The organism is Fictibacillus nanhaiensis (assembly GCF_019801215.1).
GTDB classification, from domain to species: Bacteria; Bacillota; Bacilli; order Bacillales; family Fictibacillaceae; genus Fictibacillus; species Fictibacillus nanhaiensis_C.
Window position 1 is genome coordinate 623,879 of record NZ_JAHVJO010000002.1, and the last position, 14,825, is coordinate 638,703.

Consider the following 14,825-nt stretch of genomic DNA (forward strand, 5'->3'; position numbering starts at 1 on the left):
CTCCTCTCTTATCGCTTCATCGTGTCCATTTCATCCACGTTTACCGTTTGTCGGTTGCGGTAGAGTGCAATCAGAATCGCAAGTCCGACTGCCGCTTCAGCAGCCGCTACCGTAATGGTAAACAAGGAGAAAACCTGTCCGGTCAGACCCGGATTTAACGAATATTTCGCAAAAGCTACTAGATTAATATTTACTGCATTCAGCATCAATTCGATTGAAATTAAGACAATGACTGCGTTTCGCTTCGTTAATGCACCGAAAAGACCGATACAAAACAAAATTAAGGCAAGCATCAAGTAAGCTGTTAATGGAACAGAGCTCATTTTTTTGCCTCCTTTTCATCATCGTCTCTTTTAGCAAGGATGATCGAACCGATCAGGGCGACCAACAGCAAGACAGACGTTAATTCGAACGGAATCACGTAATGAGAATACAGCTCGATCCCGATCTTTTTCGTGTTATCAATATGCAGCTCTGCATTTTGCTGTCCAAAATTAAGGTCCTTGATCTTTCCATACATGATGATGAAGAAAAGCGCGATTGAACCTCCTGCAAGCCAAACCTTCAAACGAGGTGCCGTCTTTTCTTTTTCCTGATGTCGGGTGAGCATGATCCCAAAAAGCATGATGATTGTAATCGCTCCCGAATAGATAAGCACTTGAACGACGGCTACGAATTCTGCAGACAACGTAATGTAAATTCCTGCAATGGCAATGAACGTGAAAATAAGGGCGACAACCATATGTACCACATTCGTCAGGTTGATGAGAAGAACTCCACCGGTAATCGCTGTTAGCGCAAGCAGGAAAAAAGCTATCATTTCACCGGTCATGCTTTGTTCTCCTTTCTGACGTTTTCATCATTTTCATCCAGCCATTCCAGGTTTTTAAACAATTCGTCCCGGCTGTATTCAGCAAGTTCGAACTGGTTTGTCATGACGATAGCTTCAGTCGGACAAACCTCTGTACATAGATCGCACAGAATACAGATTTCAAAGTTAATATCATACGTATCAATGATCTTGCCTTTTTTCGCTGGATCCGGATGCGGTTTGCCCGTTAACTGTATGCAGTCTGTTGGGCAGATCTGTGCACACTGATTACAAACGATGCACTTTTCCGGATAAAACTTTTGAATACCGCGGAAACGGTCAGGCATTTGGATCGGCACGTCCGGATAACTTGTCGTAACATTTTGCTTCGTCAAGTTTTTAACCGTATAGCTTAAACCTTTAACAAGACCTTTCATCCTGAATCACGCTCCTTATGCTTTGGTCTATCTATTGAGTGGGCAATTGCTTTGTTGGAAATCTATTAGTTTAGGAGATGCTTCGCTGTTTGTGAAAGTGTTGATCTCCGCTTCAGGATGCTCGCTTTCAGGGGGGTGTTCGGTGAGCCTCCTCTGCGCTTTGCGCCGTTTAGAAGTCTCACCTGGCCCACTGATCCCCCAGGAGTCTCGCCCCTTGCGCTCCAATCAACAATTCGATGAAGTTGTTACAACAAGCTAGATTGGAAGTATATTTGCTAGCTTCAACTAAACAACTAAGCAATTCACCGATTTATTATATAAGGCTCTATTCTAAAAGTTTGTTGCTACAGGGTGATTTAAAATACTTCATTGAAAAGTTGATTCCAGTGGAAGTTGAGAGACTCCTGCGGGACTGGCGGTCAGGTGAGACACTTAAAAGTGAAACGTACGAATGTGGCTCACCGCCTGCCCCGCGGAAAGCGAGCAACTGAAACGGAAATCAACATCTTCCAAAGACAACAAAGTTTATGAAAACAGCCTTTTATAAAAATAGCTCTTTTACGGCTGCACTTACGAAGATATTCAACAGCGCGAGCGGTAGAAGTACTTTCCACGCAAAGCCCATCAGCTGATCCGCACGCAGACGAGGAAGTGTTCCACGAATCCAGATCATAAAAAACACGACGATGCTGAATTTGACCCCAAACCACAGCACTCCCGGAATGAATCCTAAAAACGGAAGGGGATTCCAGCCGCCTAGGAACAAAACGGTTGTAAGCGAGGCCATCGCGAACAAATAAACATACTCTGTCAGCATAAAGAACGCCCAGCGAAATCCTGAATATTCCACATGATAACCGGCAACGAGCTCTGATTCTGCCTCAGGTAAGTCAAACGGAGTTCGGTTCAACTCAGCGATTGAAGAGATTAAAAAGACAATGAACCCGATCGGTGTTAAAAAGATGTAAGCAATATTTTCTTGACCTCTGACGATATCATTTAAATTAAGACTACCAGCAAAAAGAATAACACCGATCACCGAAATAACAAGCGGTATCTCATACGAGATCATTTGCGCTGCAGCACGCATGCCGCCAAGCAGCGAATACTTGTTGTTAGAAGCCCAGCCACCCATCAAGATACCGATCGTTGAGATGCCTGACACGGCCACATAATACAATAAACCGACACCAAGATCAGCAAACTGCATGTTTTCAGAGAACGGAATCGTCGCAAGCACCATGAATGCAGGAGCAAACGCAAGGACCGGAGCGAGAATAAAGAGCGGCCGGTCGGCAAGCTTCGGAATGGTGTCTTCTTTTAATAAAAGCTTTAAAACGTCTGCAACGGTTTGGAGGAGACCGAACCTTCCTCCTACCCGGTTCGGCCCTGTTCGCATCTGCATAAACCCAAGCACTTTTCGCTCAGCTAAAATCGCGTACGTTACAAATCCTAAAACGGTCATGAGGAGCGCTGCACCAAGCGCAAAGAAAATCGCTACATGTCCCCAGCCTGGCTGTGCGTATAACAAATCCTCCATCATCAGCCATCAACCTCCCCAAGCACAATGTCGATTCCGCCCAATATCGTAATCAGATTGGAAATGTTTTCGCCGACTAAAAGCTTTGGCAGGATCTGCAGATTATAGAACGACGGTCTGCGGAACTTTAATCGATAGGGTTCTTTCTTTCCTTCTGATGCGATATAGCAGCCGATCTCACCTCGTGGGGATTCGATTCTGACAAATGCTTCGCCCTTAGGCGGCTTAATGATTCGCGGAACTTTTGCCATAACTGGACCTTCTTCAGGAAACTGTTCCACTGCTTGCTCTAGAATTTTCAGCGATTCTTCGATTTCCTGCATGCGGCACTGATAACGCGCCCATGCATCTCCCGTATGAAACACCGGTACATCAAAATCGAATCGGTCATAAATGGAATACGGTTCATCTTTTCTAAGATCCCACTGCGTTCCTGTACATCTTAAATTAGCGCCGCTTAAGGAATAGTTCAACGCTTCTTCCTTCGTGTAAAACCCGATTCCTTTTACACGATTCAGGAAAATTTCGTTGCCTGTCACAAGATCGTGGTAGCCTGCAAGCTCTTCCCTCATATAAGGAACAAAATCACGAACCTTTTCGATCCAACCATCTGGCGCATCCCATTTCACACCACCGACACGCATATAATTGAACGTCAGGCGTGCTCCGCAAATTTCGTTAAGCATATTGATGATGGCTTCTCTTTCACGAAAGGCGTAAAGAAAAGGGCTCATCGCACCAATATCAAGTAAATATGTACCAAACCAAACGAGGTGACTCGCGATTCGTCCGAGTTCCATCACAATGACGCGCAAATATTCAGCGCGTTCAGGAATTTCAAGACTCATCATCGTTTCTACCGCGTGACAGATCACATAATTGTTCGTCATCGCTGCTAAATAATCCATGCGGTCTGTGTACGGAATGATCTGAGTGTATTGAAGGTTTTCTGCAAGCTTTTCCGTTCCTCGATGCAAATAGCCAATAACGGGAGTCGCTTCTATAATCGTTTCTCCATCAATTCTCAATACGATCCGAAAAACACCGTGTGTACTCGGATGCTGAGGTCCAACGTTGAGGAGCATCTCTTCTGTCCGAATCATACTCTACACCTCCACGTCATGCGGTTCATAATCTTTTCGGAGCGGATGACCTACCCAGTCATCTGGCATCATAATGCGTGTTAAATTAGGATGACCTTCAAATACAATGCCCAAAAGGTCAAACGTTTCCCGCTCAGGCCAGTTTGCCCCTTCCCATAACGGGGTAATGGATTGGGTAGTGGCACTTTCTCTGTCGATTTTCACCTTTAGGGCGACAGATTGGCGATTATGATAAGAATACAAATGGTTGTAAACTTCAAAATGTGTTTCAAAATCAGTGCCATGCATTTCCGACAAATAATCAAAACGCAATTGGTCATTATGCTTTAAAAACTCCGCTATTTTATAATAGCTTTCCGGTTTAGCAACTAGAGTCGGCACGTCTTTTGATAGCCGATTGATATAAGCGTCCTCTAAACAATCGTCTCCAAGGTTTTCTTTGATAACTTTCACGTATGTATCCAGGATAGGCTGGTTAGGAGATGGCTTCACTTCGGTAGCAGGTTCTTCAGCCTTACTGTTAGCAGCGGCGCGTGCTTTCGCAGCAGCAGCGGCCTTTGCTTTTGCAGCAGCAATTGCTTTTGCTTTTTCGTCATCACCAGCTGGTTCTGCCTTTTCTCCGCCTGCATCTCTTAGTGCTTTCGCTTTCGCGGCTGCGGCTGCCTTTGCCTTTGCGGCTGCAGCAGCTTTCGCTTTCGCTGCGGCTTTTGCTTTTTCGTCATCACCGGCTGGTTCTGCCTTTTCTCCGCCTGCATCTCTTAGTGCTTTCGCTTTCGCGGCTGCGGCTGCCTTTGCCTTTGCGGCTGCAGCGGCTTTCGCTTTCGCAGCAGCTTTTGCTTTTTCGTCATCACCGGCTGGTTCAGCTGATGCTGATGGCGCTTCAGTTGCTTTCTCTTTTTCCGCCTGGCGCTGTTTCGCGAGCTCGAGTGCTTTTGCCTTCGCTTCAGCGGCAGCTTTCTTTTTTAGCTCTTCTTTTGTTAATTCTGGTTCTGATGATGCTGTTGGCGCTTCTGACGCTTTTTCTTTTTCAGCTTGGCGTTGTTTTGCGAGCTCGAGCGCTTTCGCCTTCGCTTCTGCGGCAGCTTTCTTTTTTAGCTCTTCTTTTGTTAATTCTGGTTTTGATGATGCTGTTGGCGCGTCCGTTGCTTTTTCTTTTTCGGCTTGGCGCTGTTTCGCGAGCTCGAGCGCTTTTGCCTTTGCTTCAGCGGCAGCTTTTTTCTTCTGTTCTTCTATGGATAAACCTTCCTTTGATTCATCATGTTCTTTTGTCATTCGCTCATCACCTTCTTGCCGGTCTTCGCTTCATAACGGATTTTCTCCTGAAGCTTGTTTATGCCGTAAATCAGTGCGGCCGGGTTTGGTGGACACCCTGGTATGTATACATCAACAGGGACGATCTGATCGACCCCTTTTACAACAGCGTAAGATTTTATATAAGGACCGCCTGCTGTCGCGCACGACCCCATCGCGATTACCCATTTCGGCTCTGGCATTTGTTCGTACAATCTTTTTAAAACAGGTGCCATCTTTTTCGTTACCGTACCCGAGACGATCATGACATCGGACTGGCGGGGAGAGGTCCTGAAAATACTCCCAAAACGGTCAAGGTCGTAATGAGATGAACCTGTTCCCATCATTTCAATGGCACAGCATGCGAGTCCAAAGGTTAACGGCCAAAGTGAATTGCTTCTCGCCCAAGCTTTCACTTGTTCGAGTGTGACCATGAATACGTTTCGATCTAGTTCTGATCGTTCTTCAGCTGTAAGCTCCCATTTTATGTCCATTTAAGCACCTTCTTTTTCCAAGCGTATACGAGACCTAGCGTTAACAGAACGACGAATATTCCCATTTCAATGAGCGCAAAAATACCGAGTTCTTCATACGCCACTGCCCATGGATATAAAAATACCGTTTCAACATCAAAAATAACGAACATAAGTGCAAATAAATAATAGCGGACATTGTACTGAACCCAGCTTTGGTGAAAGGGTTCGATCCCGCTTTCGTAAGTGGTGTATTTTTCTTCAGATGGTTTATAAGGACGTAAAAAACGGCCTGCCGTCAACGCGACCACCGGCAATAAGATCCCTAAAAAAAGAAATACAGCCACAATGAGGTAATTGTTCTGATAGTAATGATAAAATTCCATTATGACTACCTCCTAGTCTTCAGAATTTTTCAAATAGTGTAACCGCTACAATTATATCAAATTCCAAATTTTGTGTCGATGATGCCTTTTTTGAGATCTACTCCAAAAAAAGTGTCTATACTTATTTTTCTATAGAAACGTTCACAATCCTGTAATGATTATTTTGGGGCGGAAAGAAAAGAAGAAGTAAGATAAAAGTGATGAAAAAGGGGGAATTGGTTTATGGATTTGTGGTGGATCGCTTATTTTCTGATTGTCGTGATTTCAATCGGCGGATTGATCGGGACGATTATGATCTCAAGAACGCAGGATGAAAATTACGGAAAATCGACGAAACAAAACCTAGTTCGATTAACCGTCATCTATGCTGTTTTAATTCTTGTTTCACTCGGTGCGCTTGCTCTGTACATTTATATTTGATTATTGAATCTTAGTAATGGGAGAGTGATTTTTCTTGAAGAAAGAAACTGAACGGCTTTGGGCCAGTGAAAAATACACGGTTATGGCAAAGGGGTATAACTTCTACAAAGACATTCAAGGAAAAATGAGAGATGCCGAGACGGTTAAAGAATATGAAGCCATTGAAGAGCTGATTTCAGTTTATAGAGAAGAACCCTTTGATACAAAAGCGATTATAAATACCTTCGAGCACGTTTGGGGTTATTTTAAAAAATCGGCAGACGAAAAAGAAAAAGAGCAGTTCTTTTCACTGTTAAAAGAATTGAAATCTTCCGATACGGAAAAAATGGAGAGCATCCCGCCTAATATGATGCTTTTTTTGCAAGATTTGCTTAAAAAATACCCTTCAGACTATCTTTCACGTTCTACTTTTATAAAAAAATAAGGATGTTCCCTATGAAACGGGAGCATCCTTTCGTTTTAAGATGATAAGAGCAGTTTCGGCATCCGAAACTGCTCTTGATTTATAGCTTGAGGGGTACAAGAGGGAATCAATCCAAAAATAACAGGTGGGAATCCAAAAGTTTTTGGGTTGAATCCACAAGAATTCATCGTTAATCCAAAAGTTTTTGTCGTATATCCACGAGTTGCTAAATTCCGACATTTATCGACACGCGCGGATCGGATCTACTTGTATCTATAAGCTGTTGAATAACCTAAATCGCCTCTACCGATAATCTTAGCTGCTCTTCAAACTCTTCTGCATGATCACGTTTTTGCTCGGCACTCCAGTTCAACTTATCTGCCATGCAATTAATTACACTGTCTTTCCACTTATATACGGTATCGATATCGAAATAAAGCGCCGAGATACGGCGGATTAAAAAGTCTGAAGGAGTTGATGTCATCTCGTAATCCAGTGCATAAAGCAGCGAGGCATAAAGGCTCCGCGGCATATTGTAGCTTTTTGCTTCTTCACCGCGATCTTTCATAAAACCGTAAACGACATCAATGTTTGAGCCATATCGCTGCACGAGTTCTTTCGCTTTTGATTCATCAAGTCCTAACTTTAATCCTTCTTGCACTTTATTTTGTAAAAATTCTCCGAAATGCGCACTGCCGCCCATCTTTCCGCCCGACAGTTCCATGTGCTCTGTTCGGCAATCCGGAAACTTCGCGCCTTCTTCATCCTGTAGCTGATCACGAACAATATCCACGACTTTTTCCGCCATTTTACGGTAGCCCGTAAGCTTTCCGCCCGCGATTGTCAGAAGTCCTGATGGAGAATGGAAAACTTCATCCTTTCTCGAAATCTCTGATGGACCTTTTTTCGGTTCATGAATCAATGGGCGCAATCCTGACCAAGAAGACTCAACATCATCACGTGTAATCTTCACTTCTGGGAACATAAAATGGATTGTGTTCAGTACGTATTCAAGATCTTCCTCCGTCATACCGGGGTTAGCAAGGTCTCCTTTGTAATCGGTGTCCGTTGTTCCCACATATGTCTTGCCTGCTCTCGGGATAGCAAACAGCATGCGTCCGTCATCTGTATCATAATAAACGGCTTGCTTGAGGGGGAATTTCTCCTGATCGATCACAAGGTGGATGCCTTTCGTATGATGAATCTGTTTCCCTGTTTTCGAACGGTCTTGTTCACGAAGCAAGTCGACCCAAGGACCTGTTGCATTGATGATTTTTTTTGCATGAATCTCGTGAACTTCACCTGTAAGCTGATCTTCTACATGTGCACCGACGACTTTTTTGCCGTCATAGATAAAACTCGTCACTTTAGCATAGTTTGCTGCTGATGCTCCGCGATCGACGGCTTCTTTCATGATTTCAAGCGTCAGACGCGCGTCATCTGTTTTGTATTCTACATAATATCCTCCGCCAAGGAGCCCGCTTTTCTTTAAGAGGGGTTCATGCTTTAACGTTTCAGAGGCGGACAGCATTTTTCTGCGTTCCTTCTTCTTAACGCCTGCTAAAAAGTCATAAACTTTCAGACCTATTGATGTTGAAAATTTTCCGAACGTGCCTTTTTTGTAGATCGGAAGAAGCATCCACTCTGGTGTCGTCACATGAGGAGCATTTTCGTAAACGACCGCCCGCTCTTTACCGACTTCTGCTACGAGCTTTACTTCAAACTGTTTTAAATAACGCAGCCCTCCGTGTACGAGTTTCGTTGAGCGGCTGGATGTGCCGGCTGCAAAATCCTGCATCTCGACAAGCCCGACTTTCATGCCGCGTGTTTGAGCATCAAGGAGAATTCCTGCTCCTGTTACCCCGCCGCCAATAACAAGCAGATCGAGTTTTTGCTTTTTCATATTTTCAATCATGTTTTCTCTTTTATAGGTTGAAAATGATGCTGTCATTTTCTCTCACTCCTTTTGTAAGAACCGCTTGAACAACTTACGCTGCCTATAGTTTTCCCTGAATGAAGAGCTGCAACACGCATTTTTAATCATTTAGGCAATTTTTAGCGCAAAAAAAGACCACAAGAACCTCGCAGCATGTGTACGAGGTTTTGTGGTCTCTCCTGATCTCCAACCGGTTCAATATCAACTTGTGTTTAGTATAACCTAATCTTAATTGTTTTTAAAGGATTACGCTTGTTTGATTTTTTTGTGCTTGTAAGCTCGTGTGGCTTCAACGGCATTTTTCCAGCCGTCATAAAGGTCGCTGCGTTCTTCTTCTTTCATGTTTACGTCAAACTCTCTGTCTACTTTCCACTTTTCAGCTATTTCATTACGGTCTCCCCAGAAACCAACGGCTAGACCTGCTAGATAAGCCGCTCCAAGTGCTGTCGTTTCATTGATTTCAGGACGTTCAACAGGTACGTTTAAAATGTCACTTTGGAATTGCATCAAGAAATCATTTTTCACTGCTCCGCCATCTACGCGCAGTTTTTTAAGCTCGATTCCAGAATCTGCTTCCATCGCTGTTAGAACGTCTTTTGTTTGATAAGCTAACGACTCTAATGTTGCCCGGATGAAGTGTTCTTTTTCAGTACCGCGTGTTAATCCGAAGATTGCACCTCGCGCATCCGAGTCCCAGTACGGTGTTCCGAGTCCTACGAAAGCAGGAACAACATACACCCCATCTGTTGAAGAAACGCGGTCAGCGTATTGTTCACTGTCGGCTGCATTCTTCAGCATGCGCAGTCCGTCACGCAGCCATTGAATCGCAGAACCGGCAACAAAAATACTGCCTTCTAGCGCATACTCAACTTTGCCATCAATGCCCCATGCGATGGTTGTAAGAAGTCCATGCTCCGATGGTACCGCCTTTTCACCAGTATTCATAAGCATAAAGCAACCCGTTCCGTACGTGTTCTTTGCCATTCCTTTTTCATAGCAAGCTTGTCCGAACAATGCCGCCTGCTGATCACCGGCGATCCCTGAGATCGGAATATTTTTACCGAAGAAATGATAGTCGATCGTTTCCCCATAAACTTCTGAGGATGATTTCACTTCAGGCAGCATGGATGCTGGAACACCTAGAATATCTAACAACTCTTCGTCCCATTTCAAATCGTAAATATTGTACATAAGCGTTCGTGAAGCGTTCGAATAATCAGTTACATGTGACTTGCCGCCTGTAAGTTTCCATACGAGCCATGTGTCGATCGTACCGAAAAGCAAATCACCATTTTCCGCTTTTTCTCTCGCTCCATCCACATTGTCGAGAATCCACTTTACTTTTGTTCCAGAAAAATAAGCGTCGATCAAAAGACCGGTTTTATTACGGAATGTATCGTTGTGGCCCTGTTCTTTTAGTTCATCACAGATATCAGCCGTTTGACGAGATTGCCAGACGATCGCGTTATAGACAGGTTTTCCTGTGTTCTTGTCCCAAACGACAGTCGTTTCCCGCTGGTTTGTAATCCCGATTGCTGCGATTTCTCCAGGATCTGTGTCTGTTTTGGAAAGGACTTCTGCCACAACGGCCAATATCGTCCCCCAGATTTCTTGTGGGTCGTGCTCAACCCAGCCTGGCTTAGGAAAGTGCTGCTTAAATTCCTTCTGAGAAATTTCAACCACATCCCCAGATTTATCAAAAAGAATAGCCCTTGAGCTTGTTGTCCCCTGATCGAGTGCAATAATATATTTCTTTTCCATAATAAAACCTCCTCTTAGCTTTTAGTTTTCGATTTGATCTCCGTGTGGAAGAGCGTGTGTGCCTTTGCTTCCTAAGAAGTACGTTACTGCAAAAACAGCCAGTGATACGACAGTCCAAATCCAAAATAGAGTTGTAACCTTACCTGTAAATACGGCTTGATAAAATAATGCTCCAAACACTCCGCCTAATACGGGACCGACAACCGGAATCCAGGAATACGTCCAGTTCGACCCTCCCTTGCCAGGGATCGGCAAGATAAAATGCGCGATTCTTGGTCCTAGATCACGAGCCGGATTAATTGCGTAACCCGTCGTTCCACCTAGTGATAGGCCGATCGCTACGATCAAGAACCCGACGATTAGCGGATTAAGTCCTTCTGTAAATTCATTCGCTCCAATTGATAATAATCCTACTAGTAATACAGCTGTTCCAATAAATTCCGAAAGTAAATTTGAGAACGTGTGCGGTATGGCTGGATCAGTTGAGAACACGCCTAGCTTAACTGCTGGATCATCCGTTGCCTTCCAATGAGGAAGGAAGTGAAAGTAAACGACGATTCCTCCAATTATTCCACCCATCATTTGAGCTAAAACATACTGAGGGACATCACTCCAAGCAAATTGACCTATTGCAGCAAGCCCTAACGTAACTGCTGGGTTAATGTGTGCACCACTAAACGATCCGACAGCATACACAGCGATCGAAACCGCTAATCCCCAAGCGAGAGCAACAACAATCCATCCCCCGCCCTGTGCTTTTGATTTATTTAAGGAAACGTTTGCAACAACACCGCCTCCAAAAATAATCAAAATCATCGTACCGATTAATTCTCCTAAAAACGTAGACATCGTATTTTCCTCCTTCTTGTAAAAAGATAATAAGATCATTTCTTAATCTAGATGAACCGTGAGAGATACAAAAAGAAACCCAGCAAAAGATACCTATAGCCTATACTATAAGTAACCCTTGTGGATCTCCATGTTCTCCGTCACGTTTATGAACTTGTCTCCATTATAGCAAGGTTGTAAGCGTTGTCAACGTTTTTCAAGAGTACCTTTAGATCCACAAGTCTGGGTTTGAAGTAGTAACGGCCTCAGCACCTGCCGCTAACGCTTCGGTAACATTGTCTTTCGTACGGATGAGTCCTCCAGCAATAATTGGAATTTGTGATTGCTGACGCACCTCTTTTATTATTTCCGGCATGATGCCTGGCAAAACCTCTAAATAGTCGGGTTGAGCACGTTCTATCACTTTATAGCTTGTTTCAAGGGCAAGTGAGTCGAGTAAAAACAAGCGCTGCACCGCGATCATATTTTTCTTTTTTGCCCGTATGATGCAGTTTGAACGCGTTGAAATAATCCCCGCAGGCTTCATTTCCTGCGCTAAAAAATCAACCGCATATTCATTCGCCTTCAGCCCGTTAATAAGATCCAGATGAATCAAAACCTTTTTCTTCCTCTCATTTGCCATAGCGATCATAAACTTAAGCTGGCTAATATGTGTATCTAAACAAACGATGTATGTATATTTGCTTTGCAGCAGTTTTTCAAAATCCTTCATCTTCCTAGCTGCCGGTAAAACTTGCTGGCCATGAAAGCTCATTATGTTCACTCCTCATTCTTCTTATCATTTTCATTAAGCTGCCATCTTATCGGTACTCAGCCTTTTTTTATTTTCTGTGATAATAACACATACCAAATGCTTTGGACGAGCATGTAATGTAGTAAGGCTAATTAAATATAGCTAATCATGCTTCATGTTGAGGAGATGATTCTGATAATAAACAAAAAAATTAGACGTCAATTCGTTCCTTACTGCAAGTTTCCAAATCCTTTTGGAGACGAAGTAGCTGAAAAAGCTAAATTTGAAGAAGCTGATCTGGTTTTAGATGAAAATGGCGAACAGCACTGGGTAAGAAAAAGAGATAACTTTCCAATGGTTTTCGGAAGATCTTGAATTCTGTACCTTCAACTAGTAAATCCTCATTTCAGCCTCCTCAATTGAAATGAACGGAATGTGGATGTCCCTTCTGATTATTTTCAGGAGGGATTTTTCACTTTTTTAGGGGGAAATGAAGTGATTCTACTAAAAGCTAAGTAAGTCAGGTGGAACCAATTGGAAAACACTCAAATCAGGTACAGTTTCGGGTGCCGAAACTGTTTTTAGCTGATACCTAAAGGGGTATTAAACGTGATTCACGGGGTCGAATCCAGAAAAAAGCGGCATCAATCCAGAAATTTTGGGAGTTTATCCACGAGTTTTAGCCCTCAATCCAAAAGTTTTACCGATTTATCCACGAGTCTACAATCCTCGACAAATTCCGCAACATCCAATACCCTAGCGCCAACCATTCAAAACTACAAAAAAGCCCTCCAGCTTCTATAAAAAGAGCTGAAAGGCTTGAAAATTATCGTTTTGCAGCTACGTCGATACGGTTGATTGCACGTTTAAGTGCAAACTCCGCTCGAACGGAATCTACGTTATCTTGCTTATTGTCGGCAAGACGCTTTTCGGCACGTTCTTTTGATGCACGTGCACGATCCACTTCGATGTCACCTGCAACTTCAGCAGATTCTGCTAAAATCGTGACTTTTTCAGGTCGCACTTCAATAAATCCACCGCTAACGGCCACATATTGTGTTTTACCATCAACATCGTGCACACGCACGGCGCTGATCGTTAAAGGAGCTACAAGAGGGATATGACCTGGAAGGATTCCAAGTTCCCCACTTTTTGCTTTCGCGCTGACCATTTTCGCATTTCCTTCAAACACAGGACCATCAGGGGTTACTACACTGACTTGAATGGTTTTCATCCAATCTTACCCCTTTCAGGCATTAGGCCAAAGTTTTTGCTTTTTCAATAGCATCCTCAATTGAGCCTACGAGATGGAACGCTGATTCCGGAAGATCATCGTATTTTCCTTCAAGGATTTCTTTGAATCCACGAACTGTATCTTTAACAGGAACGTATGAACCTTTTTGTCCTGTAAATTGTTCTGCAACGTGGAAGTTTTGGGACAAGAAGAACTGGATACGACGCGCACGGTGAACGACTAGCTTATCGTCTTCAGAAAGCTCGTCCATACCAAGGATCGCGATGATATCTTGAAGTTCTTTGTAACGCTGTAAAGTCGCCTGTACTTTACGAGCTACTTCATAGTGCTCTTCTCCAACGATCTCAGGAGATAGTGCACGAGAAGTGGAAGCCAATGGATCTACCGCTGGATAGATACCCATAGCCGTTAGTTTACGCTCAAGGTTAGTCGTTGCATCTAAGTGAGCAAACGCTGTAGCTGGAGCCGGATCCGTATAGTCATCGGCAGGTACATAGATTGCTTGAATAGATGTTACAGAACCTTTTTTCGTAGATGTGATACGTTCCTGAAGCTGACCCATCTCTGTTGCAAGAGTTGGCTGGTAACCTACCGCTGATGGCATACGGCCAAGAAGGGCAGATACTTCAGAACCTGCTTGTGTGAAACGGAAAATGTTATCTACGAAGAAAAGAACGTCTTGTCCTTGTTCGTCACGGAAAAATTCAGCCATTGTCAAACCAGAAAGAGCGATACGTGCACGTGCTCCAGGTGGCTCGTTCATCTGTCCGAATACCATTGCCGTTTTCTTGATAACACCAGAGTCGCTCATCTCGTGGTAAAGGTCATTTCCTTCACGAGTACGCTCACCAACACCAGCGAATACAGAGATCCCTCCGTGCTCTTGTGCGATGTTGTTGATTAGCTCCTGGATAAGAACGGTTTTACCTACACCCGCACCACCGAAAAGACCGATTTTTCCACCTTTTACGTATGGAGCGATAAGGTCAACAACCTTGATTCCTGTTTCAAGAATCTCGGTTTTTGTTGTTAAGTTTTCAAAAGAAGGCGCTGCACGGTGAATAGGGTCACGGCGAACATCTGCCGGTACTGCTTCACCAAGGTCGATGTGATCACCTGTTACGTTAAATACACGTCCAAGTGTTGCTTCACCAACTGGTACAGAGATCGGCTTACCAGTGTCTGTGATATCCATTCCACGAACAAGACCATCCGTTGAATCCATTGCGATTGTACGAACCATGTTATCACCAAGGTGAAGTGCTACTTCTAGTGTTAGTTCAACACCCCCAGCGTTAACTGTTAAAGCGTTAAGCAATTCTGGAAGCTGGCCTTCAAACTTTACGTCAACGACCGGTCCAAGAATTTGAGTAATATAGCCTTTATTCATCGGTTTCCCTCCTATCTTACTTTGCACATGATGCACTG

The 14,825-nt window shown here is 43.8% G+C and carries 17 protein-coding genes; 3 read left to right on the forward strand and 14 right to left on the reverse strand.

Annotated features, from left to right (window positions below; translation table 11 throughout):
* Positions 1-8: 8 nt before the first annotated feature.
* The 8 genes from nuoK to KUV80_RS11710 form a co-directional block, all read right to left on the reverse strand.
* Positions 9-323 (reverse strand): NADH-quinone oxidoreductase subunit NuoK, encoded by a 315-nt coding sequence (gene nuoK / locus KUV80_RS11675; protein WP_222462875.1) that lies wholly within the window; start codon positions 321-323, stop codon positions 9-11.
* On the reverse strand, positions 320-832 hold the full coding sequence (locus KUV80_RS11680) for an NADH-quinone oxidoreductase subunit J (RefSeq protein ID WP_222462876.1): 513 nt from the start codon (positions 830-832) through the stop codon (positions 320-322). Before KUV80_RS11680 ends, nuoK begins: the two co-directional genes overlap by 4 nt.
* Positions 829-1,248: an NADH-quinone oxidoreductase subunit NuoI gene (gene nuoI, locus KUV80_RS11685; protein WP_066244809.1), complete on the reverse strand. Its 420-nt coding sequence runs from the start codon at positions 1,246-1,248 to the stop codon at positions 829-831. Before nuoI ends, KUV80_RS11680 begins: the two co-directional genes overlap by 4 nt.
* Positions 1,249-1,789: 541 nt before the next feature.
* Positions 1,790-2,791 (reverse strand): NADH-quinone oxidoreductase subunit NuoH, encoded by a 1,002-nt coding sequence (nuoH, locus tag KUV80_RS11690; RefSeq protein WP_222462877.1) that lies wholly within the window; start codon positions 2,789-2,791, stop codon positions 1,790-1,792.
* A complete protein-coding gene (locus tag KUV80_RS11695) occupies positions 2,791-3,891 on the reverse strand; it encodes an NADH-quinone oxidoreductase subunit D (RefSeq protein ID WP_222462878.1) in 1,101 nt (366 codons plus the stop codon). Before KUV80_RS11695 ends, nuoH begins: the two co-directional genes overlap by 1 nt.
* 3 nt (positions 3,892-3,894) lie before the next feature.
* Positions 3,895-5,163, reverse strand: coding sequence for an NADH-quinone oxidoreductase subunit C (locus KUV80_RS11700; protein ID WP_222462879.1), 1,269 nt, complete (start codon positions 5,161-5,163; stop codon positions 3,895-3,897).
* Positions 5,160-5,675 (reverse strand): NuoB/complex I 20 kDa subunit family protein, encoded by a 516-nt coding sequence (locus KUV80_RS11705; RefSeq protein WP_222462880.1) that lies wholly within the window; start codon positions 5,673-5,675, stop codon positions 5,160-5,162. The genes KUV80_RS11700 and KUV80_RS11705 overlap by 4 nt, the downstream gene beginning before the upstream one ends.
* Positions 5,666-6,040, reverse strand: coding sequence for an NADH-quinone oxidoreductase subunit A (locus KUV80_RS11710; protein ID WP_222462881.1), 375 nt, complete (start codon positions 6,038-6,040; stop codon positions 5,666-5,668). Before KUV80_RS11710 ends, KUV80_RS11705 begins: the two co-directional genes overlap by 10 nt.
* A 222-nt stretch (positions 6,041-6,262) precedes the next feature.
* Between KUV80_RS11710 and KUV80_RS11715 the strand changes: the two genes are divergently transcribed.
* Positions 6,263-6,460, forward strand: coding sequence for a hypothetical protein (locus KUV80_RS11715; protein WP_222462882.1), 198 nt, complete (start codon positions 6,263-6,265; stop codon positions 6,458-6,460).
* 34 nt (positions 6,461-6,494) lie between these two features.
* Entirely contained in the window at positions 6,495-6,884 is a 390-nt protein-coding gene (locus KUV80_RS11720) for a DUF1722 domain-containing protein (protein ID WP_222462883.1), read from the forward strand.
* A gap of 271 nt (positions 6,885-7,155) precedes the next feature.
* Here the strand turns inward: KUV80_RS11720 and KUV80_RS11725 are convergent, their stop codons facing one another.
* The 4 genes from KUV80_RS11725 to KUV80_RS11740 all read right to left on the reverse strand — a co-directional run bounded on the left by KUV80_RS11725 (position 7,156) and on the right by KUV80_RS11740 (position 12,163).
* Entirely contained in the window at positions 7,156-8,814 is a 1,659-nt protein-coding gene (locus KUV80_RS11725; protein ID WP_222462884.1) for a glycerol-3-phosphate dehydrogenase/oxidase, read from the reverse strand.
* 231 nt (positions 8,815-9,045) lie between these two features.
* Positions 9,046-10,560: a glycerol kinase GlpK gene (glpK, locus tag KUV80_RS11730; RefSeq protein WP_222462885.1), complete on the reverse strand. Its 1,515-nt coding sequence runs from the start codon at positions 10,558-10,560 to the stop codon at positions 9,046-9,048.
* 21 nt (positions 10,561-10,581) lie between these two features.
* Entirely contained in the window at positions 10,582-11,409 is an 828-nt protein-coding gene (locus tag KUV80_RS11735) for an MIP/aquaporin family protein (protein ID WP_222462886.1), read from the reverse strand.
* A 208-nt stretch (positions 11,410-11,617) separates the two neighbouring features.
* On the reverse strand, positions 11,618-12,163 hold the full coding sequence (locus KUV80_RS11740; RefSeq protein WP_222462887.1) for a glycerol-3-phosphate responsive antiterminator: 546 nt from the start codon (positions 12,161-12,163) through the stop codon (positions 11,618-11,620).
* Positions 12,164-12,328: 165 nt separating this feature from the next.
* Here KUV80_RS11740 and KUV80_RS11745 point away from each other — a divergent pair, with 165 nt between their 5' ends.
* The gene (locus KUV80_RS11745) at positions 12,329-12,517 is read left to right on the forward strand and encodes a hypothetical protein (protein WP_222462888.1); all 189 of its coding nucleotides are present in this window, start codon (positions 12,329-12,331) and stop codon (positions 12,515-12,517) included.
* Between the two features lie 451 nt (positions 12,518-12,968).
* Here the strand turns inward: KUV80_RS11745 and KUV80_RS11750 are convergent, their stop codons facing one another.
* Entirely contained in the window at positions 12,969-13,376 is a 408-nt protein-coding gene (locus tag KUV80_RS11750) for a F0F1 ATP synthase subunit epsilon (protein WP_222462889.1), read from the reverse strand.
* Positions 13,377-13,398: 22 nt separating this feature from the next.
* Complete coding sequence (gene atpD / locus KUV80_RS11755; protein WP_222462890.1) at positions 13,399-14,787, reverse strand: F0F1 ATP synthase subunit beta; 1,389 nt, start codon at positions 14,785-14,787, stop codon at positions 13,399-13,401.
* Positions 14,788-14,825: the final 38 nt, after the last annotated feature.

Excerpts from the sequence above, each read along its gene's own strand:
- nuoK (WP_222462875.1), bottom strand. The coding sequence starts at position 323 with ATGAGCTCTGTTCCATTAACAGCTTACTTGATGCTTGCCTTAATTTTG.
- KUV80_RS11680 (WP_222462876.1), bottom strand. The coding sequence starts at position 832 with ATGACCGGTGAAATGATAGCTTTTTTCCTGCTTGCGCTAACAGCGATT.
- nuoI (WP_066244809.1), bottom strand. The coding sequence starts at position 1,248 with ATGAAAGGTCTTGTTAAAGGTTTAAGCTATACGGTTAAAAACTTGACG.
- nuoH (WP_222462877.1), bottom strand. The coding sequence starts at position 2,791 with ATGATGGAGGATTTGTTATACGCACAGCCAGGCTGGGGACATGTAGCG.
- KUV80_RS11695 (WP_222462878.1), bottom strand. The coding sequence starts at position 3,891 with ATGATTCGGACAGAAGAGATGCTCCTCAACGTTGGACCTCAGCATCCG.
- KUV80_RS11700 (WP_222462879.1), bottom strand. The coding sequence starts at position 5,163 with ATGACAAAAGAACATGATGAATCAAAGGAAGGTTTATCCATAGAAGAA.
- KUV80_RS11705 (WP_222462880.1), bottom strand. The coding sequence starts at position 5,675 with ATGGACATAAAATGGGAGCTTACAGCTGAAGAACGATCAGAACTAGAT.
- KUV80_RS11710 (WP_222462881.1), bottom strand. The coding sequence starts at position 6,040 with ATGGAATTTTATCATTACTATCAGAACAATTACCTCATTGTGGCTGTA.
- KUV80_RS11715 (WP_222462882.1), top strand. The coding sequence starts at position 6,263 with ATGGATTTGTGGTGGATCGCTTATTTTCTGATTGTCGTGATTTCAATC.
- KUV80_RS11725 (WP_222462884.1), bottom strand. The coding sequence starts at position 8,814 with ATGACAGCATCATTTTCAACCTATAAAAGAGAAAACATGATTGAAAAT.
- glpK (WP_222462885.1), bottom strand. The coding sequence starts at position 10,560 with ATGGAAAAGAAATATATTATTGCACTCGATCAGGGGACAACAAGCTCA.
- KUV80_RS11735 (WP_222462886.1), bottom strand. The coding sequence starts at position 11,409 with ATGTCTACGTTTTTAGGAGAATTAATCGGTACGATGATTTTGATTATT.
- KUV80_RS11740 (WP_222462887.1), bottom strand. The coding sequence starts at position 12,163 with ATGAGCTTTCATGGCCAGCAAGTTTTACCGGCAGCTAGGAAGATGAAG.
- KUV80_RS11745 (WP_222462888.1), top strand. The coding sequence starts at position 12,329 with ATGATTCTGATAATAAACAAAAAAATTAGACGTCAATTCGTTCCTTAC.
- KUV80_RS11750 (WP_222462889.1), bottom strand. The coding sequence starts at position 13,376 with ATGAAAACCATTCAAGTCAGTGTAGTAACCCCTGATGGTCCTGTGTTT.
- atpD (WP_222462890.1), bottom strand. The coding sequence starts at position 14,787 with ATGAATAAAGGCTATATTACTCAAATTCTTGGACCGGTCGTTGACGTA.